The sequence below is a fragment of the Massilia oculi genome (genome assembly GCF_017582745.1).
In the GTDB taxonomy this organism is placed as follows: domain Bacteria; phylum Pseudomonadota; class Gammaproteobacteria; order Burkholderiales; family Burkholderiaceae_D; genus Telluria; species Telluria oculi_A.
This window is the reverse complement of record NZ_JAFVIM010000004.1, coordinates 23,696-47,713: the sequence shown is the minus strand read 5'-3', so window position 1 is coordinate 47,713 and position 24,018 is coordinate 23,696. Positions and strand designations below refer to the sequence as shown.

Annotated in this window: 22 protein-coding genes; 5 read left to right on the top strand and 17 right to left on the bottom strand. The window is 66.7% G+C overall.

What is annotated here, in order from left to right; genetic code table 11:
* The first annotated feature begins 95 nt into the window (after window positions 1–95).
* Genes modA through modC form a run of 3 tightly spaced genes read left to right on the top strand, consistent with a single transcriptional unit; the run spans window position 96 to window position 2,600 of the window.
* Entirely contained in the window at window positions 96–839 is a 744-nt protein-coding gene (gene modA, locus J3U95_RS06005) for a molybdate ABC transporter substrate-binding protein (RefSeq protein ID WP_208277735.1), read from the top strand.
* A gap of 4 nt (window positions 840–843) precedes the next feature.
* A complete protein-coding gene (modB, locus tag J3U95_RS06000; RefSeq protein WP_208277734.1) occupies window positions 844–1,527 on the top strand; it encodes a molybdate ABC transporter permease subunit in 684 nt (227 codons plus the stop codon).
* Window positions 1,524–2,600, top strand: coding sequence for a molybdenum ABC transporter ATP-binding protein (gene modC, locus J3U95_RS05995; RefSeq protein ID WP_208277733.1), 1,077 nt, complete (start codon window positions 1,524–1,526; stop codon window positions 2,598–2,600). Before modB ends, modC begins: the two co-directional genes overlap by 4 nt.
* Window positions 2,601–2,610: 10 nt before the next feature.
* On the opposite strand, the gene J3U95_RS05990 is transcribed toward modC, so the two are convergent.
* The 14 genes from J3U95_RS05990 to rpsO form a co-directional block, all read right to left on the bottom strand.
* A complete protein-coding gene (locus tag J3U95_RS05990; protein WP_208277732.1) occupies window positions 2,611–4,518 on the bottom strand; it encodes a hybrid sensor histidine kinase/response regulator in 1,908 nt (635 codons plus the stop codon).
* A complete protein-coding gene (locus tag J3U95_RS05985) occupies window positions 4,515–5,897 on the bottom strand; it encodes an ATP-binding protein (RefSeq protein ID WP_208277731.1) in 1,383 nt (460 codons plus the stop codon). The genes J3U95_RS05990 and J3U95_RS05985 overlap by 4 nt, the downstream gene beginning before the upstream one ends.
* A complete protein-coding gene (locus J3U95_RS05980; RefSeq protein ID WP_208277730.1) occupies window positions 5,894–6,922 on the bottom strand; it encodes an ATP-binding protein in 1,029 nt (342 codons plus the stop codon). Before J3U95_RS05980 ends, J3U95_RS05985 begins: the two co-directional genes overlap by 4 nt.
* Complete coding sequence (locus tag J3U95_RS05975) at window positions 6,910–7,377, bottom strand: anti-sigma regulatory factor (RefSeq protein ID WP_208277729.1); 468 nt, start codon at window positions 7,375–7,377, stop codon at window positions 6,910–6,912. The genes J3U95_RS05980 and J3U95_RS05975 overlap by 13 nt, the downstream gene beginning before the upstream one ends.
* Window positions 7,377–7,733 (bottom strand): STAS domain-containing protein, encoded by a 357-nt coding sequence (locus J3U95_RS05970; RefSeq protein ID WP_005666383.1) that lies wholly within the window; start codon window positions 7,731–7,733, stop codon window positions 7,377–7,379. The genes J3U95_RS05975 and J3U95_RS05970 overlap by 1 nt, the downstream gene beginning before the upstream one ends.
* 10 nt (window positions 7,734–7,743) lie before the next feature.
* Entirely contained in the window at window positions 7,744–8,607 is an 864-nt protein-coding gene (locus J3U95_RS05965; protein WP_208277728.1) for an STAS domain-containing protein, read from the bottom strand.
* 142 nt (window positions 8,608–8,749) lie between these two features.
* The gene (locus J3U95_RS05960; RefSeq protein ID WP_208277961.1) at window positions 8,750–11,923 is read right to left on the bottom strand and encodes an efflux RND transporter permease subunit; all 3,174 of its coding nucleotides are present in this window, start codon (window positions 11,921–11,923) and stop codon (window positions 8,750–8,752) included.
* A gap of 34 nt (window positions 11,924–11,957) precedes the next feature.
* Window positions 11,958–13,148 (bottom strand): efflux RND transporter periplasmic adaptor subunit, encoded by a 1,191-nt coding sequence (locus tag J3U95_RS05955; protein ID WP_208277727.1) that lies wholly within the window; start codon window positions 13,146–13,148, stop codon window positions 11,958–11,960.
* A complete protein-coding gene (locus J3U95_RS05950) occupies window positions 13,145–14,389 on the bottom strand; it encodes a TolC family protein (protein ID WP_208277726.1) in 1,245 nt (414 codons plus the stop codon). The genes J3U95_RS05955 and J3U95_RS05950 overlap by 4 nt, the downstream gene beginning before the upstream one ends.
* A gap of 97 nt (window positions 14,390–14,486) precedes the next feature.
* Window positions 14,487–14,822, bottom strand: a complete 336-nt coding sequence (locus J3U95_RS05945; RefSeq protein ID WP_208277725.1) for a DUF2946 family protein — start codon at window positions 14,820–14,822, stop codon at window positions 14,487–14,489.
* 145 nt (window positions 14,823–14,967) lie between these two features.
* The gene (locus J3U95_RS05940) at window positions 14,968–15,216 is read right to left on the bottom strand and encodes a LysR substrate-binding domain-containing protein (protein WP_229519670.1); all 249 of its coding nucleotides are present in this window, start codon (window positions 15,214–15,216) and stop codon (window positions 14,968–14,970) included.
* A 198-nt stretch (window positions 15,217–15,414) separates the two neighbouring features.
* Window positions 15,415–17,256 carry an ABC transporter ATP-binding protein/permease gene (locus tag J3U95_RS05935; RefSeq protein ID WP_208277724.1) on the bottom strand — a complete coding sequence of 614 codons (1,842 nt, stop codon included), beginning with the start codon at window positions 17,254–17,256 and terminating at the stop codon, window positions 15,415–15,417.
* Window positions 17,257–17,528: 272 nt separating this feature from the next.
* Window positions 17,529–19,631: a polyribonucleotide nucleotidyltransferase gene (pnp, locus tag J3U95_RS05930; protein ID WP_208277723.1), complete on the bottom strand. Its 2,103-nt coding sequence runs from the start codon at window positions 19,629–19,631 to the stop codon at window positions 17,529–17,531.
* Between the two features lie 176 nt (window positions 19,632–19,807).
* Window positions 19,808–20,077, bottom strand: a complete 270-nt coding sequence (gene rpsO / locus J3U95_RS05925) for a 30S ribosomal protein S15 (protein ID WP_005666365.1) — start codon at window positions 20,075–20,077, stop codon at window positions 19,808–19,810.
* 188 nt (window positions 20,078–20,265) lie between these two features.
* Between rpsO and J3U95_RS05920 the strand changes: the two genes are divergently transcribed.
* Both J3U95_RS05920 and bamE read left to right on the top strand, forming a co-directional pair.
* A complete protein-coding gene (locus J3U95_RS05920; RefSeq protein ID WP_208277722.1) occupies window positions 20,266–20,760 on the top strand; it encodes a hypothetical protein in 495 nt (164 codons plus the stop codon).
* 22 nt (window positions 20,761–20,782) lie between these two features.
* Entirely contained in the window at window positions 20,783–21,268 is a 486-nt protein-coding gene (gene bamE / locus J3U95_RS05915; RefSeq protein WP_208277721.1) for an outer membrane protein assembly factor BamE domain-containing protein, read from the top strand.
* 3 nt (window positions 21,269–21,271) lie between these two features.
* Here bamE and J3U95_RS05910 read toward each other — a convergent pair whose 3' ends face one another.
* From J3U95_RS05910 to J3U95_RS05900, 3 genes are all read right to left on the bottom strand, one after another.
* Window positions 21,272–22,201: an alpha/beta hydrolase gene (locus J3U95_RS05910; protein ID WP_370662046.1), complete on the bottom strand. Its 930-nt coding sequence runs from the start codon at window positions 22,199–22,201 to the stop codon at window positions 21,272–21,274.
* Window positions 22,202–23,068, bottom strand: coding sequence for a CDP-diacylglycerol--serine O-phosphatidyltransferase (pssA, locus tag J3U95_RS05905; protein ID WP_208277720.1), 867 nt, complete (start codon window positions 23,066–23,068; stop codon window positions 22,202–22,204).
* A 130-nt stretch (window positions 23,069–23,198) separates the two neighbouring features.
* Entirely contained in the window at window positions 23,199–23,969 is a 771-nt protein-coding gene (locus J3U95_RS05900; RefSeq protein ID WP_208277719.1) for an SIMPL domain-containing protein, read from the bottom strand.
* Between the last annotated feature and the right edge of the window lie 49 nt (window positions 23,970–24,018).

The window sequence follows — 24,018 nt, the reverse complement described above, 5'->3', positions numbered from 1 at the left end:
TTCGTTATATACTTCGCGTTATATACTTTAATACATAGCGCCTGCAAATCACACAGCAGGCTACCACGATGTGGCTGACCTTATCTGGAGAAAACATGAAACGCCTTGCCAGCCTGCTCGCCGTACTGACCATCATGGGAACGGCACACGCCGACGAGGTCCAGGTCGCGGTCGCCGCCAACTTCGCCGGCCCGATGGAAAAGCTGGCCGCCGAGTTCCAGCGCGACACCGGCCACAAGGCCATCGTCGCCACTGGCGCCACCGGCAAGTTCTACGCCCAGATCCGCAACGGCGCGCCGTTCGAGGTGCTGCTGGCGGCCGACGACGAAACCCCGGCCAAGCTGGAGACCGAGGGCCACGTCGTGGCCGGCAGCCGCTTCACCTACGCCACCGGCCGGCTGGTGCTGTGGTCGGCCAAGGATGGCGTCGTCGACGCCGGCGGCAACGTCCTGAAGACCGGCAGCTACAAGCATCTCGCCATCGCCAACCCGAAAACCGCGCCGTATGGCGCCGCCGCCGTCGCCACCCTGCAAAAGCTCGGCCTGTACGAGACTGTGCAGCCGCGCATCGTCCAGGGCGAGAACATCGCCCAGGCCTGGCAGTTCGCCAGCACCGGCAATGCCGAACTGGGCTTCGTGGCCCAGGCCCAGGTCTGGCGCGACGGCAAGTTCACCTCCGGCTCGGGCTGGATCGTCCCGGCCAATATGCACGAGCCGATCCGCCAGGATGCCGCGCTGCTGGCCAAGGGCGCGAAGAACCCCGCTGCCCAGGCGCTGCTGCAATACCTGCGTACCGACAAGGCGAAAGCGCTGATCCGCACCTTCGGCTACGAAGTCTGACCGGATGCTGGATGGTTCGGATTTCGCCGCGATCTGGCTGACGCTCAAGCTGGCCACGGTCGTCACCCTGCTCCTGCTCGTCTTCGGCACGCCGCTGGCCTGGTGGCTGGCGCGCACGCACTCCAGGCTGCGGCATGCGGTGGGGGCGGTGGTGGCCCTGCCGCTAGTGCTGCCGCCGACCGTGATCGGCTTCTACATGCTGCTGGCGATGGGCCCCAACGGCCCGCTCGGACAGGCCACCCAGGCCCTCGGCCTGGGCACGCTGTCGTTCACCTTCACCGGCCTCGTGATCGCCTCGGTCTTCTATTCGCTGCCCTTCGTGGTGCAGCCCCTGACCAATGCCTTCGAAGCGGTCGGCACACGCCCGCTGGAAGTCGCGGCCACCCTGCGCGCCACGCCCTGGGACACCTTCTGGTCGGTGGTGGTGCCGCTGGCGCGGCCCGGCTTCGTCACCGGCGCCATCCTCGGCTTCGCCCACACCATCGGCGAGTTCGGCGTGGTGCTCATGATCGGCGGGAACATCCCCGACAAGACGCGCGTGGTCTCGACCCAGATCTACGACCACGTGGAAGCGATGGAATATACGCAGGCCCACTGGCTGGCCGGCGGCATGCTGGTGTTCTCGTTCGTGGTGCTGCTGGTGCTGTACACGCTGTACCCGCAATCGGTCAGGGGGACGCGCCGATGAGCGGCATACGCATCAAGGTAAGACTCGATCGCGGCGCGTTCAGCCTCGACGCCGACCTCGACCTGCCCGACCACGGCGTGAGCGCGCTGTTCGGCCATTCCGGCTCAGGCAAGACCACGCTGCTGCGCATCCTGGCCGGACTGGAACGCTCGCCCGGCGCCGCCATCGCCGTCGGCGACGAAACCTGGCAGGACGATGCGCGCGGCGTGTACGTGCCGACCCACCGGCGCGGCATCGGCTACGTGTTCCAGGAAGCGAGCCTGTTCGAGCACCTGGACGTGCGCGCCAACCTGGAGTTCGGCCTCAAGCGCCTGCCAGCGGGCGCGCGCCGTTTCGAGATCGGGCCCGTGACCGAACTGCTTGGCATCGGACACCTGCTGAAGCAGCGTCCGGCCACGCTGTCGGGCGGCGAACGCCAGCGCGCCGCGATCGCGCGCACCCTGCTCGCCTCGCCGCGCCTGCTGCTGATGGACGAACCGCTGGCGGCGCTCGACATGAAGCGCAAGCAGGAGATCCTGCCCTATCTCGAACGCCTGCACGAAGAGCTGGCGCTGCCGGTGGTCTACGTCAGCCACTCGGCCGACGAAGTGGCGCGCCTGGCCGACTACCTGGTCGTGCTGGAACAGGGACGCGTGCTGGCCAGCGGACCGCTTGCCGAAACGCTGGCGCGGCTCGACCTGGCGGCGAACTTCGAGGACGATGCCGGCGTGATGATCGAGACCGTGCTCGCCGGGCGCGACGCCGACGGCCTGTCGCACCTGGCCTTCCCCGGCGGCGAGCTGCTGGTCGGGCGGCGCGAGGCCGCCATCGGCAGCCGCGTACGCTGCCGCATCCATGCGCGCGACGTCAGCCTGGCGCTCGAGCGCCCGCGCGGCAGCAGCATCACCAATATCCTGCCGGCGGTCGTCGATGCGGTGGGCCCGGCGGCGGCGCCGGGGCAGGTGCTGGTGCGTTTGATGATCGGCGAGACCGCCCTGCTGGCGCACATCACCGAGCGCTCGCGGCGCGAGCTGGCGGTGGAACCGGGCCTTGCGCTGTGGGCGCAGGTGAAGGCGGTGGCGCTGCTGGCGTAATCGCCGCGGGTCAGCCGCCCCGCAGCGCCGCTTCCAGGTCCGACAACTCGGCCGGCTTGACCAGGTGGGCATCGAAACCCGCCTCCTGCGCGCGGCGCCGGTCTTCGGGCGAGCCGTAGCCGGTGTGCGCCACCAGGCGGATGTGCGCCAGGTCAGGATTGCCCTTGAGGCGGCGCGCGACCTGGTAGCCGTCCACGCCCGGCAGGCCGATGTCGAGCACGATCACCTGCGGCTTGTGGCGCAACGCCAGCGCCTCGATTTCGCCGGCATCGGCCGTGGTGACCGGCTGGTAGCCCATTTCGGCCAGCAGGAAGCCCATCATCTCCATGGCGTCGACGTTGTCGTCCACCAGCAGCACGCGCATGCCGACGGACTCGGGGCCGTCTTCGGCTTCCTGCGGCGCGGCCGCGGGCGCGCCGGACGCGGCGCGCAGCAGCGGCAGTTCGATCGTGAAGGTGCTGCCCTGGCCGATGCCGGGGCTGGTCGCTTCCAGCCGGCCGCCATGCAGCTCGGCCAGGTGCGACACCAGCGACAGGCCGATGCCCAGCCCTTCCGGCGCGCGGTCCGGCGGCACCGCGGCCTGGGCGAACATGCCGAAGATGCGCGGCAGGTTGTCGGCATCGATGCCGATCCCGTTGTCGTGCACCGAGATGCGCACGCGCCGGCCCGCATCTTCTCCCTTGACGTCCACCGCCAGCGTGATCGCGCCGCCGACCGGCGTGAACTTGGCTGCGTTGTGCAGCAGGTTGCCGACCGACTGGGCCAGGCGCACCGGGTCGCCCGCCACCCACAAGTCTTCCAGCGGCTGGCGTACGTCGAGGCTGTGCTCGCGGGCGGCGATCAGCGGACCCGCGGTCTCGATCGCCTGCGCGATCACGCCCTTCAGGTCCACCTCTTCGTTGCGCAGCACGATCTTGCCTTCCGAGATGCGCGCCACGTCCAGCAAGTCGTCCACCAGGTGGGCCAGGTGGTCGACCTGGCGCGTGATCACGTCGCGCGCGCGCGCCTGGCGCTCGGCCGCGCCCTCGCCGCTGGCGCCCAGCAGGGCCGCCGCGTTGCGGATCGGGCTCAGGGGATTGCGCAGTTCGTGCGCCAGGGTAGCGAGGAACTGGTTCTTGTTGCTGTCGGCCGTGCGCAGCAGCGCTTCCATCTCCTTGCGCGCCGTGATGTCGCTGCTCATGCGCGCGACCCGGTACACCTCGCCGCGCGCGTTACGCACCGGGAACAGGCGGTCGCGCACCCAGCGCAGCTGGCCGTCGGCGCCGTGGATGCGGAATTCGTCGTCGTAGTGGGGTTCCTCGGCCAGGCGCTGCCAGCGCGTCGTCATGCGCGCGCGGTCGTCGGCATGCACGGCCTCGAGCCAGCCGCCCGGATCGTCACGCAGCGACTCGGCGCTGCGGCCCCAGACCTGGGCATAGGCCGGACTCACGTAGACCAGCGCGCGTCCCGGCACCGAGAACATCCAGAACACGTCGTCGATATTGTCGGTCAGCTGGCGAAAGCGTTCTTCGCTGTCGCGCAGGTCGACCTGGATGCGGCGCATGCGCAGCAACGCATTGACATTGGCGATCAGCTCGTCGGCCTCGATCGGCGCCGCCAGGTAGTTGTCGGCGCCGCCCTCCAGGCCGCGGATCTTGTCGGCGCGGCCGGTCAGCGCCGCCGAGGTCTGCAGCACCAGCACGCTGCTGCTGTCCGATTCGGCCTTGATGCGGCGGCACACCTCGATGCCGTTGATGTCGGGGAGCTTGACGTCGAGCAGCACCAGCGCCGGCAGGTGGCGCTTGACCATCTCCAGCGCATCGGTGCCGTTGGCGGCCTCGATGACGTCGAAGCCTGCGCTCTGCAGGATGCGGGTCTTGGCGTAGCGGGCACCGTCGTTGTCGTCGACGTTGAGAATCTGGGTCGGATGACTATTCATGATGCGGTTCCATCAGGATCCATGGTCGGTTGCTGCGATGTGTTGGGCGGCGTGCGCGGCAAGGTCAGTGTAAACGTGGAGCCCACTCCCAGCGTGCTCGATACGTCGACCCGGCCGCCGAGCAGGTCGGCGAGCTTGCGGCACAAGGGCAGTCCGAGCCCGGTGCCCTTGCTGCGGCGCTGCAGCGGATGCTCGATCTGGCTGAATTCCTCGAAAATCAGCTGCAGGTTGTCGGGACTGATGCCGATGCCGGTGTCGGCCACCGCGAAGGCGATGGTGTCGGCTTCCGGATCGTGGGCGGCGAACACCAGCACCGAGCCCTGTTCGGTGAACTTCAGCGCGTTGGAGATGAAGTTGCGCAGGATCTGCGAAATTTTCCCTTCGTCCGAATGAAACGGCTCCTCGATGCCGGACGGCTCGAAGATCAGCTCCACCCTTCCCTCATCCACCAGCGGGCGCAACATGCCCTTGAGGGCGCGGAACAGGTTCTCGACCACCACCGGCTCGACGTGGGTCTCGACCCGGCCGGCCTCGATCTTGGCCAGGTCGAGCAGATCGTTGACCAGTTCCGACAGGTCGCTGGCGGCATTGGCGATGAATTTCACCTGCCGTTCCTGTTCCTCGGTCAGGTCGCCGTCCATGCGGTCCAGCAGCAACTGGGCCAGCGCGCGGATCGACGACAAGGGCGTCCTCAATTCGTGGCTGGTGTTGGACAGGAAGCGCGACTTCATCTCGTCGGCGCGGCGCAGGCGCTCGGCCTTGTCCTCGATCTCGGCGTACAGCGCCACGATGCCGCGGTTGGTGTCTTCCAGTTCGCGCGTCAGCGACAGCAGGTCGTCCTGGCGTTCGCGCAGCTCGGCCAGGGTGGCCAGCAATTCCTGATTCTGCAATTGCAGCTCGTGCACCGGGTTCGACACCGGGCTGTCCGCCAGGCGCGCCCCGATCTCGGCCAGGCGTGCCGGGGTGACGTGTTCGTGGCGCGGCAGCGCCTTGCGCACGGTGACGATGGAGGCGCCGGCGTCGCCCGGATCGACCTCGCAGGCGTCCATCAGGCGGTGCGCGGTGATGATCGCCAGTTCGCGCAGCGACTCGGTGTCGGGCGCGTCGGCGTCGGCAACGCCCGCGGGAGCGCTGCCGCCGCCCACCAGCACCTCGAGGTGCTGGCGGCCTTCGTTCTCGCGCAGCTGGAACAGCGCGCGTCCGCCCGGGCCCTGGTGGCAGGCGCCGCGCGCCACTTCCGAGACGGCGGTGCCGATGCGCACCTGGTCCTGCTGGGAAAAGCCCAGCAGCGCCGAGATCTGGCGCGCGCGCTGGCGCACCAGCACCACGTCCTGGTCGCTGTCCAGGCCGACGCTCAGGATGCGCTGGACCTTGCTCATGCCTTCTCACCCAGGCGACGCACCACCAGCACCATGGCGTCGTCACGGCCGCGGATGTGGTCGCGCATCAGGATCGCCGCGACCAGGGCCGGGCTGCGGCCCTGCAGGCCCGGGTACTTGTCCAGGTCCCAGCGGGTCTCGATGCCGTCCGAATGCAGGATGCACAGCGCGCCGGGGCCGAACGGCACCGTGAACTCCTGCACCTTGCGCATATTGTGGCCGACGATGCCGTTGTGCGACACCAGCGCGCGGCGCCCATGGTCGATCGCAACCGCGCCGATATTGCCGACGCCTGCGAAGCGCAGCTCGTCGGCAGCGAAATCGATGCGCGCGACCGCCAGCGCCGCGCCGCGCGTGGGCCGCAGGGCCTCGTGCGCCGCATGCACCAGCTCTCCCGCCGCGATCGGACCGCGCTGGTCCAGCGCCCGGATCGCCGCATTGGCCGCGCGCGCCGCGTCCGGACCATGGCCCAGGCCGTCGGCCGCGAGCAGGGTCGCGCCGTCGCCGGCGCAGGCGACGGCCCAGCCGTCGCCGCAGACTTCCTCGCCCTTGATCGGGCTCCACAGGGCGCCCACCTCGACCCCGCACGGATCGGGGCCCGGCACGTCGCGCCACAGGCGCATGAAGAACGCGGCGCCGTCGCCGCGCGTCGAATACACGTCGAATTCGTCGGACAGGCGGTGCAGCGCGCCCAGGCCGGTGCCGGCGGTGCCGGCGGTCGAGACGCCGTCGACCAGGCTGCTGGCCAGGTCGGCGATGCCCGGGCCTCTATCGAGCGCCAGCACGTCGACACCGATGCCGGCCGGCGACTGCGCCGGACCGACGTGGATCTCGCCCTCGCCGGCGTGCTTGAGGATATTGGTGGCCGCTTCGGTGATGATCAGGGCCAGCTGGCCGGCGCGGGTCTCGTTGAAACCCAGCGAATCGGCCAGCTTCTGCCCTGCGCGGCGCACGGCGGCGACGTCGCTGGCGTGGGAAACGGCGAACACCTGCTGCACAGACTGGGAACTGATCAGCGCTTCCATTTGACGATCAGCACCGCGGTGCCCTCCTTCGCACGGCTGTCGATGTCGAACTCGTCGACCAGGCGCTTGGAGCCGCCCAGGCCCAGGCCCAGACCGCCTCCGGTGGTAAAGCCATCCCGCAGGGCGCTGTCGATGTCGGGAATGCCCTGGCCGGCATCGACGAACAGCAGGCCGATGCCCTTGCGCAGGCCGTCGTCGAGCGCGTCGAGGTGGACTTCGCCGCCGCCGCCGTACTTGATGGTGTTGCGCGCCAGTTCGCTGGCGGCCGTCACCAGCTTGGTCTGGTCGACCAGCGACAGCGCGAGCGCCACGGCGCGTTCGCGCACCTGCTTGCGCAGGCCCACCACGTCCTCGTCCGAACGCAGCGGCAGGGTCACGCGCGCGGTGCGCTGCTGGCGGTGATGGTCGAGCAGATGCGTCTCGAACAGGACGGCATCGGTATGCGCGTCGACCATTATCTGTAACTCTTTCCGAGCAGGGCCATGCCCTTCTCGACGTTCAGCGCGGTTTTCACGCCGTGCAGGGTCAGGCCCAGCTCGACCAGGGTGATCGCCACCGCCGGCTGCATGCCCACCACCACGGTGCGGGCGTCGAGCACGCGCGCCATGGCGGCGGTATTGCTGATCATGCGGCCGATGAAGGAGTCGACCAGGTCGAGCGCCGAGATGTCGATCAGGACGCCCTTGGCGCCGTCGCTCACGATGCGCTCGGTCAGGTCGTCCTGCAGCTGCATGGCGAGACGGTCATGCATGTCGACCTGGATCGTCACCAGGAGCAGGTCGCCCATGCGCAGGATCGGAATGCGTTCCATGGCGCTGGCCTCAGGCGTGCTTGATGGTGATCGAGGCGCCGGTGCGCTCGAGCGCCACCAGGAAGGCGTCGGCCAGGGTGGCCTTGGTGATCACGTCTTCCAGGTTCACGCCCAGGTGCACGATGGTCTGCGCGATCTGCGGGCGGATGCCGCTGATGATGCAGTCGGCGCCCATCAGCCGCGCGGCGGCGATGGTCTTCATCAGGTGCTGGGCCACCAGGGTGTCGACGGTCGGCACGCCGGTGATGTCGATGATGGCGATCATGGCGCCGGTGTCGACGATCTTCTGCAGGATGTTTTCCATCACCACCTGGGTGCGCGCCGAGTCCAGGGTGCCGATCAGCGGCAGCGCCAGGATGCCGTTCCACAGCTTGACCACCGGCGTGGACAGTTCCAGCAGCTCCTGCTGCTGGCGCACGATGATCTGGTCCTTGGTCTTCTGGAACACCTCGATGGTGTACAGGCCCAGCTTGTCGAGCAGGGTATTGACGACCCACGATGCCGCGGCAAGGCCTTCGGCGTCGCCGGCGAACGTCGCCTGCAGGCGCGCGAACAGCGGCTGCTTGAGCGAGAACACGAAGATGGCGGTCTCGCTCGGGGTCGAGCCCGACTTGGCGCGGGTCGACGAGATCTCGCTCAGCAGGTCGCGCACCTCGTCCCACGAACGGTGTTCGATGTTTTCGAGTTCGCCGCTGCGGGTGGCGGCGGCGAAGGCTTTCAGGAACTGGTTGCAGTGCGAGCGCAGTTGTTCGCGCGCTGCGGCGTTGCTGCGCACGCTAAGCGCTTCGAGCTGGGAGAACCATTCGGCGCCGATCGCGGCCTCCTGGTCCAGGATTGTCTGGCTGATGCGATCCGCGTAATCCTTCATGCTCATCTGTCTTATCCCTTGAAATGGTGATTGGCGCCGCGCCTTGGGCCGCTGGCGGCCGCCGGCACGGACAAATTTCTGTTAAACGTCCAACTATACCATTTTCATTTACAGCAATATGTGGCGCACGGTTGTCTACCGGATATTTTTACTGTCGTGATGAAAAAAGCGCACGCACCGACGACATCGAGGCGTGCGCAAGTCGCTCCCGGTGCGCCCATTCATACAACGCCGGCAACAAAAGCAGGGTCAGGACGGTCGACGACAGCACCCCGCCGATCACCACCGTCGCCAGCGGCCGCTGGACCTCGGCCCCGGTGCCGACCGCCAGCGCCATCGGCACGAAGCCGAGCGAGGCGACCAGCGCCGTCATCAATACCGGCCGCAGGCGCGCCAGCGCGCCCTGGCGCACTGCCTCCGGCAGCGCCATGCCGTCCTGGCGCAGGCTGCGGATGAAGGAGATCAGCACCAGGCCGTTGAGCACCGCCACCCCGGACAGGGCGATGAAGCCGACCGCCGCCGAGATCGACAGCGGGATGCCGCGCGCCCACAGGGCCGCCACGCCGCCGGCCAGGGCGAACGGGATGCCGGTGAACACCAGCAGGCCGTCGCGCACGTTGTTGAACACCAGGTAGAGCAGGACGAAGACCAGCAGCAGCGAGGCCGGCACGATCAGGCGCAGGCGCTCGGCCGCCTGGGTGAGGTGCTCGAACTGGCCGCCCCAGGCGATCCAGTAGCCGGGCGCGATGCGCACCTCCTGCGCGATGCGCTCCTCGGCCTCGGCGACGAAGGAACCGATGTCGCGCCCGCGCACATTGGCGCTGACCACCACCCGGCGCTTGCCCTGCTCGCGACTGAGCTGGTTGGGGCCTGGCGCCACCTCGAAGCTGGCGATCTCGCCCAGGGCGATGAAGCTGCGCGTGCCCTCCATGCTGCCCGGCAGCGCCACCGGCAGCCGGCGCAGCGCGTCGATGTCGCCGCGCACCGCTTCCGGCAGGCGCACCACGATGTCGAAGCGGCGGTCGCCCTCGAACAGGGTGCCGGCGGCGCGGCCGGCGGTGGCGGTGGCGATCATTTCCTGCACGTCGCCGATGTTCAGGCCCATGCGCGCGGCGCGCTCGCGATCCACGCGGATCTGCAGCATCGGCAGCCCGCTGGTCTGCTCCACCTGCACCTCGCTGGCGCCCGGGACGCGGCGCAAGGCGGCGGCGATGTCATTCGCGCTCGTTTCCAGTACGCCCAGGTCGTCGCCGAACAATTTGACGGCGACGTCGCTGCGCACGCCCGAGATCAATTCGTTGACGCGCAGCTGGATCGGCTGGCTGAATTCGTAGTTATTGCCGGGGATACCTTCGAGCGTCGTGCGGATCGCGGCTTCGACCTGCGCGCGGGTACGCTTCGGCTTGGGCCACTCCTTCGCGGGCTTGAAGATGATGTAGCTGTCCGCCACGCTGGGCGGCATCGGGTCGGACGCGATCTCGGCAGTGCCGATGCGGGCGAACACGCGCGCGATCTCGGGGAACTCACGCATCAGGGTGGTCTCGATCTGCTGCTGCATTTTCACTGACTGCGACAAGCTCGTACAGGGCACGCGCATCGTCAACACCGCCATGTCGCCCTCGTCGAGATTCGGCGCGAATTCCGTGCCCAGGCGCGTGGCCATCAGGGCGGCAAGCACGATCACCACAGCCGCGAAGACCAGCATCACGGCGCGGTTGGCCAGCGCATAGTCGAGCGCCGGCGCATACCACCGGCGCGCCGCGCCCATCACCCGGCTTTCTTTTTCTTCGACCGAGCGGCCGATGAACAGCGCCACGGCGGCCGGCACGAAGGTCACCGACAGGATCATCGCCCCCAGCAGCGCGAACACCACGGTGAAGGCCATCGGGTGGAACATCTTGCCCTCGATGCCGGTCAGGGCGAAGATCGGCAGGTAGACGATCATGATGATCAGCTGGCCATAGATCAGCGGCCGGCGCGCCTCGCGCGCCGCCTCGAACACCTCGGCAAAGCGCTCCTCACGCGTGAGGATGCGCCCCAGCCGATGCTGGGCGGCGGCCAGGCGCCGCACGCAGTTCTCGACGATCACCACGGCGCCGTCGACGATGATGCCGAAGTCGAGCGCCCCCAGGCTGAGCAGGTTGGCGCTGACCTGGTTAGCCACCATGCCGCTGAAGGTAAACAGCATCGACAAGGGAATCACCATGGCGGTGAGCAGCGCGGCGCGCAGGTTCCCGAGGAAGAAGAACAGCACCGCCACCACCAGGATCGCGCCCTCGACCAGGTTCTTGCGCACCGTCGCGATGGCCCGCTCGACCAGCACCGTCCGGTCATAGACCGTGACGGCCTTGACGCCCTTGGGCAGGCTGCGATTGATCTCGAGCATGCGCGCGTCGACCGCCTTCGACACCGCGCGGCTGTTCTCGCCGATCAGCATCACCACGGTGCCGAGCACCACCTCCACGCCGTTCTCGGTGGCGGCGCCGGTGCGCAGCTCCTGCCCGATCGTCACCTCGGCCACGTCGCGCACCCGCACCGGGATGCCGCGGATGCTGGTGACGACGATATTGCCGATGTCGTCGATCGACGCGGCCTGGCCAGGCGCGCGCACCAGGTACTGCTCGCCTTCGCGCTCGATGTAGCCGGCGCCGACGTTGCTGTTGTTGCGCTCCAGCGCGTTCACGATGTCGGCCAGTTCCAGGCCATAGGACGACAAGGTGGCCGTGTTCGGCGCCACCAGGTATTCCTTGTCGAAGCCGCCGATCGAATTGATCTCGGTGACGCCCGGCACGGTGCGCAGTTGCGGCTTGATGATCCAGTCCTGGATCTCGCGCAGCTCTAGCGGCGTGTAAGGCGTGCCATCCGGCTTCTTCGCGCCCGGCTCCGTCTCCACCGTCCACTGGTAGATCTCGGACAGGCCGGTCGCGATCGGGCCCAGGGTCGGGATCACGCCGGCGGGCAGCCCCTCGCGCGCGTCCTGCAGGCGCTGGCTGACCAGCTGGCGCGCGAAGTGGATGTCGGTGCCCTCCTCGAACACCACCGTCACCTGCGACAGGCCGTAGCGCGACAGGGAGCGGAAATGCTCCAGGTGCGGCAGGCCCGACAGCACCGCCTCGACCGGATAGGTGATGCGCTGCTCGGTCTCGAGCGGAGAGTAGCCCGGCGCCGCGGTATTGATCTGCACCTGGACATTGGTCACGTCCGGCACCGCGTCGATCGGCAGGCGGCCATAGTTGTAGACGCCGATGCCGGCCATCGCCAGCACGGCCAGCATCACCAGCCAGCGGCGCGCGATGGCGGTCGCGATCAGGCGGTCGAACAGGGTCGAGGGTTCGGTAGACGCCTCGGTCGATGGCTTAATGCTCATGGCTGCCCTCCGCCTTGCCCTGCTCCGCCTTGACCGCGAAGCTGCCGGCGGCCGCGTAGGCGTCGCCCGCGTTCAAGCCGGCCGTGACCTCGATGAAGCGCCCGTCCGAGCGGCCGGTGGCCACCGGCTGTGCGACGAATCCCTCCTTGACCCGCTTGTAGACGACTTGCCGCCCATCCGCAGTCTGGATCGCCTCACGCGCCACCGCCACCGGCACGTCGCTCGAGCCGGTGACGATGTCGATGTTCACCGCCAGCCCCGGACGCCAGGCCGCGCCCGGGTTATCGAGCACCACCCGCGCCTTGGCCGAGCGCGATTCCTCGCCCACCAGCGAGCTGACGTAGGACACCTTGCCCGGCGCCGTCGTGTTCGATGCGATCGAGCGGATGACGGCATCGGTGCCGACCCGGACGATGTCCAGGTCGCGCGCCGGCACCACCACATCGGCCCACACGGTCGACAGGTCGGTGAGCGTGAACACGCGGGTATCGGCGCCGACGACTTCGCCCATCGTGATGTGCTTTTCGACGATCACGCCGTCGAACGGCGCCCGGATTTTCAGGAGGTTGGACGAACCGGCGTCAACGGCGCCAAGCGCCTGCAACTGCTGGCGCGCGCTCTGCACGGCGATCCGGGCCTCGTTCAATTCCTGCTCGGCGCGCAGCAAGTCCTGGCGGGGCGATATCTGCTCTTCCCACAGCATTTTCTCGGATGCGTGGATCTTGCGCGCGTAGTCCAGCCGGCGCTCGGCCGCCGCCAGCGCGCCGCGCTGGCCTGCTACTTCGGCGCTGGCGACGCTGGCCAGGACCTGATCCTTGCTCACCTTCTCGCCGAGAGTGGCGTTCACTTCGCTGACCGCCCCGGCGGCGCGCGGCGTCACGTGGGCGGTGCGGTCTTCGTTGAGCGCGATCTGGCCCGGCATGCGGATGAAGGTGTCCAGGTGGACCGGGCCGGCCGTGGCGATCGTGATGCCGGCCACGCCGACCTGCCCGTCGGTGAAGCGGATCACGCCGTCGTCCGCGTGGCCCTCTTCGCCATGTTCGTCCGCGTGCTCCTGTTCCTCTTGATGACCGTGTTCCTCGGCGCCGGCTGGGGCGCGGTCGCGCACCATCACGATGGCGGCGATCAGGATGGCGATCGCCAGCATGATGGCGATGACCTTGCTTTGCTGCTTGTTCATGGATTCTCCTGGACGGCTGCGTGTCCCAGCAGCCGTGCGATATCGGCCGCCGCGCGATGACTCTCCGCGACGGCGTTCAGGTATTGGTTCTTCGATTGGGCCAGCACGCGCTGGGCGTCGAGCACGTCGATCAGCCCGAATTTGCCCAGCTCGAAGCCGCGGTTGGCGGCGCGCTGGGCGTCTTCGGCGCCGGGCAGCACATCGTCGGCGATCAGCGCGCATTCGGCCAGCGCCGCCGTCAGCCGCGCATGCGCCTGGGCCAGTTCGGCGCGCAGGCGCGCTCCTGCCGCATCTGCCTCACTGCGCGCCTTGTCGACCCGGCGCAGCGCATCGAGCACGGCGCCGTCGTTGCGGTTGAACAGCGGCAGCGGCACCGACAGGCCCAGTACGGCGCGGTTGCGGGTGTCCGGCCCTTCGCGCTGGGCGCCGACGATCACGTTGACGTCGGGCGTACGGCGCGCGCGTTCGAGCCGGGCCAGCGCCTCGCGATGACCCACCTCGGTGCGCGCATGGCGCATCGCCGGCGATTGGTCGAGCTGCGCCAGGAGCTTGTCCAGCGACGGCGCCAGGGGCAGCTCGGCGGTCCGCGGCGCGACGATGCTCAGCTGGCGTACATCCCCGGCCCACAGGGCGGCCAGGCGGATGCGCGCAGCTTCCAGGTCGCGCCCCGCCTGCAGCGCCTCGATCCGGGCGCTGCCCTGGGCCACGCGGGCGCGAGTCTGCTCGACCGGAGACAAGGTCCCGGCCTCGACCCGCTTGCCGGCGGCGCCCAGCGCGCGGCCGGCGAGCGCCACGAGTTCCTGGGCCATCCGCTCGCGCGCCAAGGCCGCGACGACGTCGTGGAAGGCGGCGGCGGTATCGGCGCGGACCTTGTCCCGCTCCGCTTCCAGTGCGATGGCGGCGAGCCTGCCTTCCTGGCGCGCCGCCTCGACCCGTGCGGCGCGCTTGCCGCCCAGTTCGATGGGAATATTCAGGGTGGCGGTCGTGGTGCGGCTGTCACCGCCCTCGCCTTCGCGCAGCAGCTCGAGCTCGGGATTGGGGAGTGCTCCGGCCTGTGTCAGCGCGCCCTCTTGCGCCGCCACTTCGCTGCCGGCCGCGCGCAGGGTCGGATTGGCGCGCAGCGCCAGGTCGATGGCCGCTTCCAGGGTCAATGGTGTTGATGGTTGCGACCATGCCGCCACAGGCAGGCACGCGCAGGCGAGCGCGAGCGCCGCCAGCAGCGGTGTCAAACGATGTTTCATGATGATGCTCCGAACGGGTGGATGTCCGGCGGGTGCGATGGCGTTGCCGCACATGGCATTGCCGCATTTATGCGGCGTTGTGAAGGTCCCCGCCGCCTCAGGCGCGGCGCGGCCGGTCTGGCGGAGGAATCAGGTCGGGGACGTGGGAGACGTAGCGCCGCAACTCGCCGCGCATATGCGGGGCGCCCTTGGGCAATGGGAGATTCGGTTGCGCGGAAAGCACGGCGCTGGCCGACAGGTGGTGGCAGGCGTCGCAATCGTCGCAATGCTCTCCCGGGGCGCCGTCATCCTGGTTACTCGATGGCGGATGCTTGTGGACGTGGTGACCCGGATGCATGGTCTGTTCGTCATGACTGCAATACGGAGCGCCGGCGGCCCAGGCGGCCTGGAGCGGCATCATGAGCAGCAAGAGTATCAGGAGCAGGCGTCGCATCGCGTCAGGGAGGTCAGATAGCGCAGGGCCGGTCGGCCAATTTTTTCTACCAGCTATTAAATACCCTGTAGCCGCTACAGGGTCAAGTACATTCGTATCGCTCGCTGCGATTCCCGTATATCGCGTAAGGGAATCGGTCCGGAACTCACGCCGTTGCGTACACCTCTTGCAGCACCTTGACGAAAGCGCGCAGCGCCGCCGGCACGTGGCGATGCCCCGGGTAGTACAGCGCCAGCTCTGACGACGGCTGGCACCAGTCCTCTAGCAAAGGCACCAGACGACCCTCCTGCAAATGATCGCGCACGGTCGTGTCCAGGCCATGGGCGATGCCGGGGCCCGCGATGGCGGCCTTCCGTCGCGTGATTCCGCGCGCCTTCGCGGAACCGAGTCGCATCGTCGTCGTCGTCGTCGGCAATGCGGCCTAAGGCCTGTTGGGCGCGGACGAGGAGTCGACCGACGCGCAAGTGAAGCGCCAGCTCGACACCAATCCGCTCGGATCGATCGGGCTGATTCCCGCCGCCCTGCCCCCCCCTGCGCGCGCAAGGTGGCGGGCGGGTGATCCAGGTCTCCATGGACGGGGACGCGGCCGACGCTAACCTGCCAGCGCGGTCTCGCGCGGCTGCCATGCGGCGGCCTGCGGCGCCATCGCGCCGAACTGGTAATCCGCCGCGGCGTGCATCTCCCAGCAGCCTTCCCCGGTCAGCCAGAGCACATGGGTATGGTGACGCAGCACGCCGGCGCGGTGGGCGATGCTGACCAGCGTCGTCCCCTTATCGCGCAGGCGCTTGTACAGCGACGATTCATTGGCGCTGTCGAGCGCGCTGGTGGCTTCGTCGAGGATGACGATGCGCGGCTCGTGGACCAGCACGCGGCCGAAGGCCAGCCGCTGCTGCTCGCCGATCGACAGCAGTTTTTCCCAATCCAGCACGGCGTCCAGGCCACCGACGCGACTGGCCAGGTAAGGCAGATGCACCTGCTCCAGGATGGAGAGCAGCCGCTCGTCGCTCAAGTCGGTCCGGTCGCTGGGATAGATGAGCTGGCTGCGCAGGCTACCTGGCTGCATGTACGGCTGCTGCGGCAAGAAGAAGCAGTCCTCGCGCGGCGGATGGTGGATCGTGCCGCTGCCCTGGTGCCACAGGCCGGCGATCGCGCGCAGCAGCGAGCTTTTTCCGCATCCACTGTCGCCGGTGATCAGCAAGGCATCGCCGGGTTGCACCGCCAGCGTCAGGTCCTTGATCAGGACCCGTTCGGATTGCGGCGGGCACAGCGTCAGCGACTCGATCTTGAGGTGCGAGCACGGCGCCCGTTGAATACGCGATGACGGATCACATGCCGGTTCGCTCGCCGATTGCGGCGCCGGCAGCACATGGCTCGACAGTGTCTCCAGGCGCCCGATGCCCGCCACGAAGCGGCTCAGGCTTTCGAAATTGTCGACGATGACGCCCACCGCCGTCAGCACCGCGGTGAAGGCGCCGGCGGCCTGCACCGCACGTCCCACCTCCAGCTGGCCCGACAGCACGGCGTCGGCCAGGATGACAAAGGGCAGTACCAGCGTGAGCTGGCTGAAGGTGCGCTGGAACAGGTTGAGCGCGCGCTGCTTCTTGATCAGGCGCGAGAAATTATGGATGACCTTGTTGAACTTGCCGTCGATGCGCGCGCGCTCCTGCGCCTCGCCGCCATAGAAGGCAATCGACTCGGCGTTCTCGCGCACGCGTATCAGGCTGAACCGGAAATCGGCCTCGCGCCGCAGCTGCCAGAAATTCAGGTGAATCAGCGGATTACCGAACACGTACAGCGCGACCATCGTCCCCACCAATGCGTAGGCAACCAGCACGCCCACCAGCACCTGCGAGATCGACCACAGGACGGCGCTGAAGGCGACCAGCTGCATCAGCGAGCCCAGGAAGATCAGCATGAAGTGGATGGAGCGTCCGGTGAAGGTGTTCACATCCTCGCTGATGCGCTGGTCCGGATTGTCGATTTCGCGGTTCGAGCCGAGCTCGTAGTATTTGCGTCCGCCGAGGTAGCCGTCGAGGCAACGGCGGGTAAGCCAGCGCCGCCACTGGTTCGCGAACAGGTCGCGCATGTAGTAGTAGAAGGCATAGATCGGCACGGCGAAGGCCAGGACGACCAGGCAGGCCTGGACCGAGGTCCAGAAGCGATCGCGATCCCGGCCCGCCAGCGCCGAGGTCATTTCCCCGGCCTGGTCGTTGAGCATGACCGCGAGCTTCGTTTCCACCAGCATCAGCACGATCAGGAGCGCGAGCAACAGCCACGCCCTGCCCTTCTCGTCGCCCAGCCAGTAAGGCTTGGCGACGCTGACAAACTGCTTCCACGCAGCCACCGACAAGGTCGCGCCGCTGCGTCGCTTCTTCGTTGACCCTGGAATGTCGCCAGCGATTCCTTCGTTCGACGTCTGTGTAGGGGTCGTCATGATTCGTGTGGTGCCCATGCCGGTCAGGTCCGGCCGCAGGACGTGACTGGTACTGCTGTCATCCTTGTCGACAGCGGCGCCCATTGCATCGCGACGCCGGTGTCCGCGGTCCTGTGGGTGTATTTATTCACGCCACGAGCCAAGCATAGAACTGGGAATCGAACCATTCCGTGCGAAAACATACATAACGAAGGCCGAATAAAAAAACCGCCAGGCTCACGCACTGGCGGTTTTCTCATTCAGCGGCGAACCGCTCTGCTGCTTTCAGCTTATTACTGCGCTGCGCCTTCGACCGGATCGGCCGCCTTCATCGACAGCTTCAGACGACCGCGCTCGTCGGTCTCCAAGACCTTCACGCGCACTTGCTGGCCTTCTTTCAGGTAGTCGGCCACCGCGTTAACGCGCTCGTTGGCGATCTGCGAGATGTGCAGCAGGCCGTCTTTACCAGGCATGACTTGCACGATCGCGCCGAAGTCCAGCAGCTTGAGCACGGTGCCGTCGTAGGTCTTGCCCACTTCGACCGATGCGGTCAGCTCTTCGATGCGGCGCTTGGCTTCCTGGCCGGCGGCGGCGTCGACCGACGCGATGGTCACGATGCCTTCGTCGGTGATGTCGATCTGGGTGCCGGTCTCTTCGGTCAGCGCGCGGATGACGGCGCCGCCCTTGCCGATCACGTCACGGATCTTCTCAGGGTTGATGCGGATGGTGATCAGGCGCGGTGCGAAGTCCGACAGCTCGGTCTTCACGGTCGGCATGGCCTTCTGCATCTCGGCCAGGATGTGCTGGCGGCCGTCCTTGGCTTGCGCCAGCGCGACCTGCATGATTTCCTTGGTAATGCCCTGGATCTTGATGTCCATCTGCAGCGCGGTGATGCCCTGCGCGGTGCCGGCCACCTTGAAGTCCATGTCGCCCAGGTGGTCTTCGTCGCCCAGGATGTCGGTCAGGACTGCGAACTTGCCGCCTTCCTTGATCAGGCCCATGGCGATGCCGGCCACGTGGGCCTTCATCGGCACGCCGGCGTCCATCAGCGCCAGGCAGCCGCCGCAGACCGACGCCATCGACGACGAACCGTTCGATTCGGTGATTTCCGACACCAGGCGCACCGAGTAGCTGAAGTCTTCAGGGTTGGGCAGTGCGGCGACCAGCGCGCGCTTGGCCAGGCGGCCGTGGCCGACTTCGCGGCGCTTCGGGGTGCCCACGCGACCGGTTTCGCCGGTGGCGAACGGAGGCATGTTGTAGTGCATCATGAAGTCATCGGTGTACTCGCCCATCAGCGCGTCGATCTTCTGGCTGTCGCGGGCGGTGCCGAGGGTGGCGACCACCAGCGCCTGGGTCTCGCCGCGGGTGAACAGGGCCGAGCCGTGGGTGCGCGGCAGGACGCTCGAGCGGATCGAGATCGGACGCACGGTGCGGGTGTCGCGGCCGTCGATGCGTGGCTCGCCGTCCAGGATCTGCGAACGCACGACCTTGGCTTCCATGTCGAACAGGATGTTGCCGACATCGGCGGCATCGGCGTCGACGCCGGCGGCGGCCAGGTCGGCCATCACTTCCGACGACAGCGACTTCAGCTTCTGCTGGCGGGCCGACTTTTCGCGGGTTTGATAGGCGTCGCGGATCTTGGCGCCGGCCAGTTCACCGACGCGGGCGATCAGCACTTCGTTCTTTGGCGCCGGCGCCCATTCGACTTCCGGCTTGCCGCCTTCGGCGACCAGGTCGTGGATCGCGTCGATCACGGCCTTCATCTGCTCGTGGCCGAACACGACCGCGCCGAGCATGACTTCTTCGGACAGTTGCTGGGCTTCCGATTCCACCATCAGGACGGCGGTTTCGGTGCCGGCCACGACCAGGTCCATCTGCGAGGTTTTCAGCTCGGTGGTGGTCGGGTTCAGGATGTACTGGCCATTCGCGTAGCCGACGCGCGCGGCGCCGATCGGACCGGCGAACGGGATGCCGGCGATGCACAGGGCAGCCGAGGCGCCGATCATCGATGGGATGTCCGGATCGATTTCAGGGTTGACCGACAGCACGTGGATGATGACCTGGACTTCGTTCAGGTAGCCTTCCGGGAACAGCGGACGGATCGGACGGTCGATCAGGCGCGAGGTCAGCGTTTCTTTTTCGGAAGGACGGCCTTCACGCTTGAAGAAACCGCCAGGGATCTTACCCGCAGCGTACGTTTTCTCCATGTAGTCGACGGTCAGCGGGAAGAAGTCCTGGCCCGGCTTGGCGTCCTTCTTGGCCACCACGGTGGCGAGGATGACGGTATCTTCGACCGACACGACGACGGCGCCGCTTGCCTGGCGCGCGATTTCACCCGTCTCCAGGGTGACCGTGTGTTGACCGTACTGGAAGGTTTTCGTAACTTTATTAAACATTGGGTAATCCCTTTCATTTTACCGACAGATTTTCAGGAGCTGTCGTTCACCTCTCACCACGGGCCACCGAGAAGTGGCCTTGCAACAAACAACAAGACGGCCAAAACGAAAAATGCCCGCGTCAGACAACTGGCGCAGGCATTTTTGACTAAACCGTCTGAAGCAAGAACTTGCGATTACTTACGCAGGCCCAGCTTGGCGATCAGGTCGCGATAACGATTCAGGTCCTTGTTCTTCAGGTAAGCCAGCAGGCTCTTACGGCGGTTGACCATCATGATCAGGCCACGACGCGAGTGGTGATCCTTCTGGTGTGCCTTGAAGTGGCCGTTCAGTTCGTTGATGCGTGCGGTCAGCAGTGCGACCTGGACTTCCGGCGAACCGGTGTCGTTCTGGCCACGTGCGTTGTCCGCGATGATTGCGGCTTTGTTGATGTTTTCAACCGACATGATGTTACCTTTCACATGCGGTGCAAGAGTCGGAACCCCAGGCACCGTGATTTATCAAATAGCTGTCCGGATTGGACAGACCCGCCAGTATAGTGCAAAACGCCGGCGCGAACCAGTGTTTGCTATCCCCCTTCCGCGATTGGACAGGGCGCCTCCTGGCTGGCAAGCTCGACACGGGGGTGACGATCATGAACAAGATAAGCAAATTTACAACACTGGCTACCGTCCTGCTGCTGGCCAGCTGCGCCATCCGTCAGGCGCCGGATCCCGGCGACTCGCAGGACGTCGTCCAGTCCAAGATGGGCACGCCCACCGCGGTCTACACCGACGGCGCGCAGCGCACCCTCGAGTACTCCACCGGCCCGATGGGCCAGTACACCTGGATGGCGCACCTGGGCCCGGATGGCCGCCTGACCTCTTACGAGCAAGTTCTCACAAGTGAGAAATTTGCCACAGTTAAAATCGACCATGCGACCAAGGACGACATGCTGCGCACCTTCGGCCATCCGGCCGAGCGCTCGCGCGTCGCCATGCACGACTATGAGGTATGGTCATATCGCTACAAGGAAGCCGGCGTGTGGAACTCGTTGATGCACGTCCATTTTGACGGGCAAGGCGTGGTGCGCCAGATGATGAATGGGTCGGACCCCATGTACAACCCACAGGATCGCGGCATCTGGTGAGTGCCGCGACGATGAGAACACAATGATCAAACGAACAATATTCATCGCCACCTTGCTGCTGACCGCATGCGCCATGCGCACGCCGCCGAACCCCGGCGACACGCAGGATGTGATCCAGGCCAAGATGGGGATACCAACGGCAGTGTATGCCGACGGCGCATCTCGTACGCTCGAATACGCCACCGGCCCCATGGGCCAATATACCTGGATGGCGCACCTCGGCCCGGATGGCCGCCTGCTCTCATACGAGCAGGTGCTCACGAGCGAGAAATTTGCCACGATTAAAATCGATGGCGCGACCAGGGAGCAGGTATTGCGCACCGTCGGCCGGCCCGCCGAGCGATCGCATGTCGCCATGAAGAATTATGAAGTCTGGTCTTATCGCTACAAGGAGGCTGGCGTCTGGAATTCGCTGATGCACGTCCACTTCGACGAGCAAGGCGTCGTGCGCCAGATGATGAATGCGCCCGATCCGATGTACGAACCGCGCGACCGCTTCGGTTTCTAGGCGCTACTTTGCCGGAGCGGCCGGAGAGGTGTGTCGACCGCCATCGCTGCGCACGAAATCCTCGATCGCGTCCAGGCTCGGCGCCAGGCGGCTCAGCGTGGACGAGAGCGTGGCCACCAGGGTGGCGTGGTTGACGTTGTCGTAGTATTCCTCGCGCACGGGAACGCCGGCGTTGCGCATCCTGGCCGCCAGCACGCCGGTATTGCGTTCCGGGTTCACCGTCGTGTCGTTGCGGGCGGCGATCAGCAACGCCGGGGGCGCCCCGGCGGTGACGTGAGCGACCGGCTGCGAGTCGGCCGGCGTATCGGGATAATGGAAAACCGGTCGCGTGGTCTCGTTCTCGACGGGCAAGAAGTTATACGGACCCGCCATGCCGATCCAGCCGCGCAGGATGTTGGGACTACTTCCCTGTTCGCGCAGCCAGCGTGGGTCGAGCGCCAGCATCGCCGCGTTGTAGGCGCCCGCGCTATGCCCCATGACGAACAGGCGTTTCGGATCGCCGCCATAGGCCGCGATCCGGCGCTCGGTCCAGACGACGGCGCGCGCGCCATCGTGCAGGAAGTCGGGATAGCTGGCCTTCGGATACAGGCGATAGTCGGGAATCACCACCACGAATCCGCGCTTGGCCAGCGAACGGCCGACGAAGGCATAATCGTCGCGCTCTCCACTGACCCAATTGCCGCCGTAAAAGAAGACGATCACCGGCGCCTTGCCTGCACCAGACTCGGGCCGGTAGATGGACAGCACGTGACGCTGGTCGGGACCGAAGGCAGCCGTCGCGACCGAGCGCGCCGTCCCGCCCGGCGACACCGCGTTGACCAGGGTGAGCGGCGAACAGGCGCTCAGCGCGCCGGCCAGGACCAGGACGGCCAGCACCGCCATCGCGGCGGCGAGCGTCTTCGTCGACAGCAAACGGCGGCTACGCACGGGAATTCAGCGGCGCACGTCGTCCGGCTCGTCGTCGAGCGGAATGATGCTGACCGGCTTGCCCTTCGCCTTCTGCCAGACATACACGGCATAGCCCGACAGCCCATACACCACGAAGATCGGCCACAGCACCTTGGGCGGATCGATCGCCAGCAGCGCCAGCACCAGCGCGATCAGGAACACCGCGATGAACGGCACCGACTTCCTGAAATTGATGTCCTTAAAACTGTAGAACGGCACATTCGACACCATGGTCAGGCCGGCGAACACGGCGATGCACCACGACACCCAGTCCACCTTGCGCGCGCTGACGCTGATGTCGGGGTCGATCATCATCATGATGAAACCGATCACCAGCGCCGCGGCGGCCGGGCTCGGCAAGCCCTGGAAGAAGCGCTTGTCCACCACCTGGATATTGGTATTGAAGCGCGCCAGGCGCAGCGCCGCGCAGGCGCAGTAGATGAAGGCCGCGATCCAGCCCAGCTTGCCAAGGCCGCGCAGCGACCATTCATAGATCACCAGCGCCGGTGCGGCGCCGAACGAGACCATGTCGGCCAGGCTGTCGAACTGCGCGCCGAATTCGGACTGGGTATTGGTCAGGCGCGCAATGCGTCCATCCAGGCCGTCGAGGATCATGGCGATGAACACGGCCCAGCAGGCATGCTCGAAGCGCTGGTTCATCGCCATGACGATGGCGTAGAAGCCGCAGAACAGGGCCGCGGTGGTGAAGGCGTTGGGGAGCAGGTAGATGCCGCGGCCGCGCTCGCCGGCCTGGCGGTCTTCCGCGCGGCGGCCGAAACGCTTTTTCAGCCGGGAAAATCGTGGACCCTTTGGCGTTGTCCCTGGTGTTCTTCTTCGTGGAAAGGTTGGCATAAGGAATCGTATTCAAGTAAGTCGCCGAGCGACAGTTCCCCCACATTATAGAGGTGGGGACACGTGTTAGCGAAACACTACGCTAACCCGACTGGCGATTGCCTGGCGCTTACTTGAACACAGCCATCATTTACTTGAACTTGACCTTGCCCACCACGCGCATCTGCAGCGTGGTTTCGCCCGGCTCGAAGCTCGGTTCCGACATCTCGTCGGCCATCTCGCGCTTGGCGCTGCGCATCATCATGGCCTGCGGCGCCGCTGCATCGCCTGCATAGTTGCCCGAGCCTTCGAAGTCGACCGTATCGAGCACGGCGTCGGTCGGCTGGCGGCCCATGGCCTTCGCGATCGAGACGATGCGCTCGTTCAGGTTCTGGTACGTAGCAGCGATGCGCTGGTCGTCCAGGCGCTTCAGGAGTTCAGGGCTCAGGCCGAAATTGACGCCATTGATCTGCAGTACCTTCTGGGCGGCGGCCGCGGTCTTCGGCAGTGCGGCCAGGTTAGTGGTCTTCACTTCCAGGTACTGGCCGACGCGCCAGGCGATCGGGACCGGCTTGACCGGCTGCTGCGTGGTGCGGCCGACCGGCTGCGGCGGCACTTCCGGGTAGACCGGGTAGGTGTAATAGCCCTGGGTCTTGAGTTCGGCATTCGGATCGGCGCGGCGCACGATCTCGGTGCCCTCCTTCATCTTGCGATTGACGCGGTCGGCGGCGGCTTTCTTGTCCTTGTCGTGCTCTTCGACGGCGAAGACGACGGTGGCCTGGTCGTTCGCGTGCTTGACCTCGCCAAAGGCGGGAACCACGACCATGGTGCCACTGGTGGCCGGCGACGGCAGGGTTTGCGCCTGGGCGGCGCTGAAGGCCAGGACCAGGGCGGCGGCGACGAGGGATTTAGAAACAGCCATTTATTGTTCTCCTATAAGTTGCGACAGATGTCTGACAGCACTTATACGA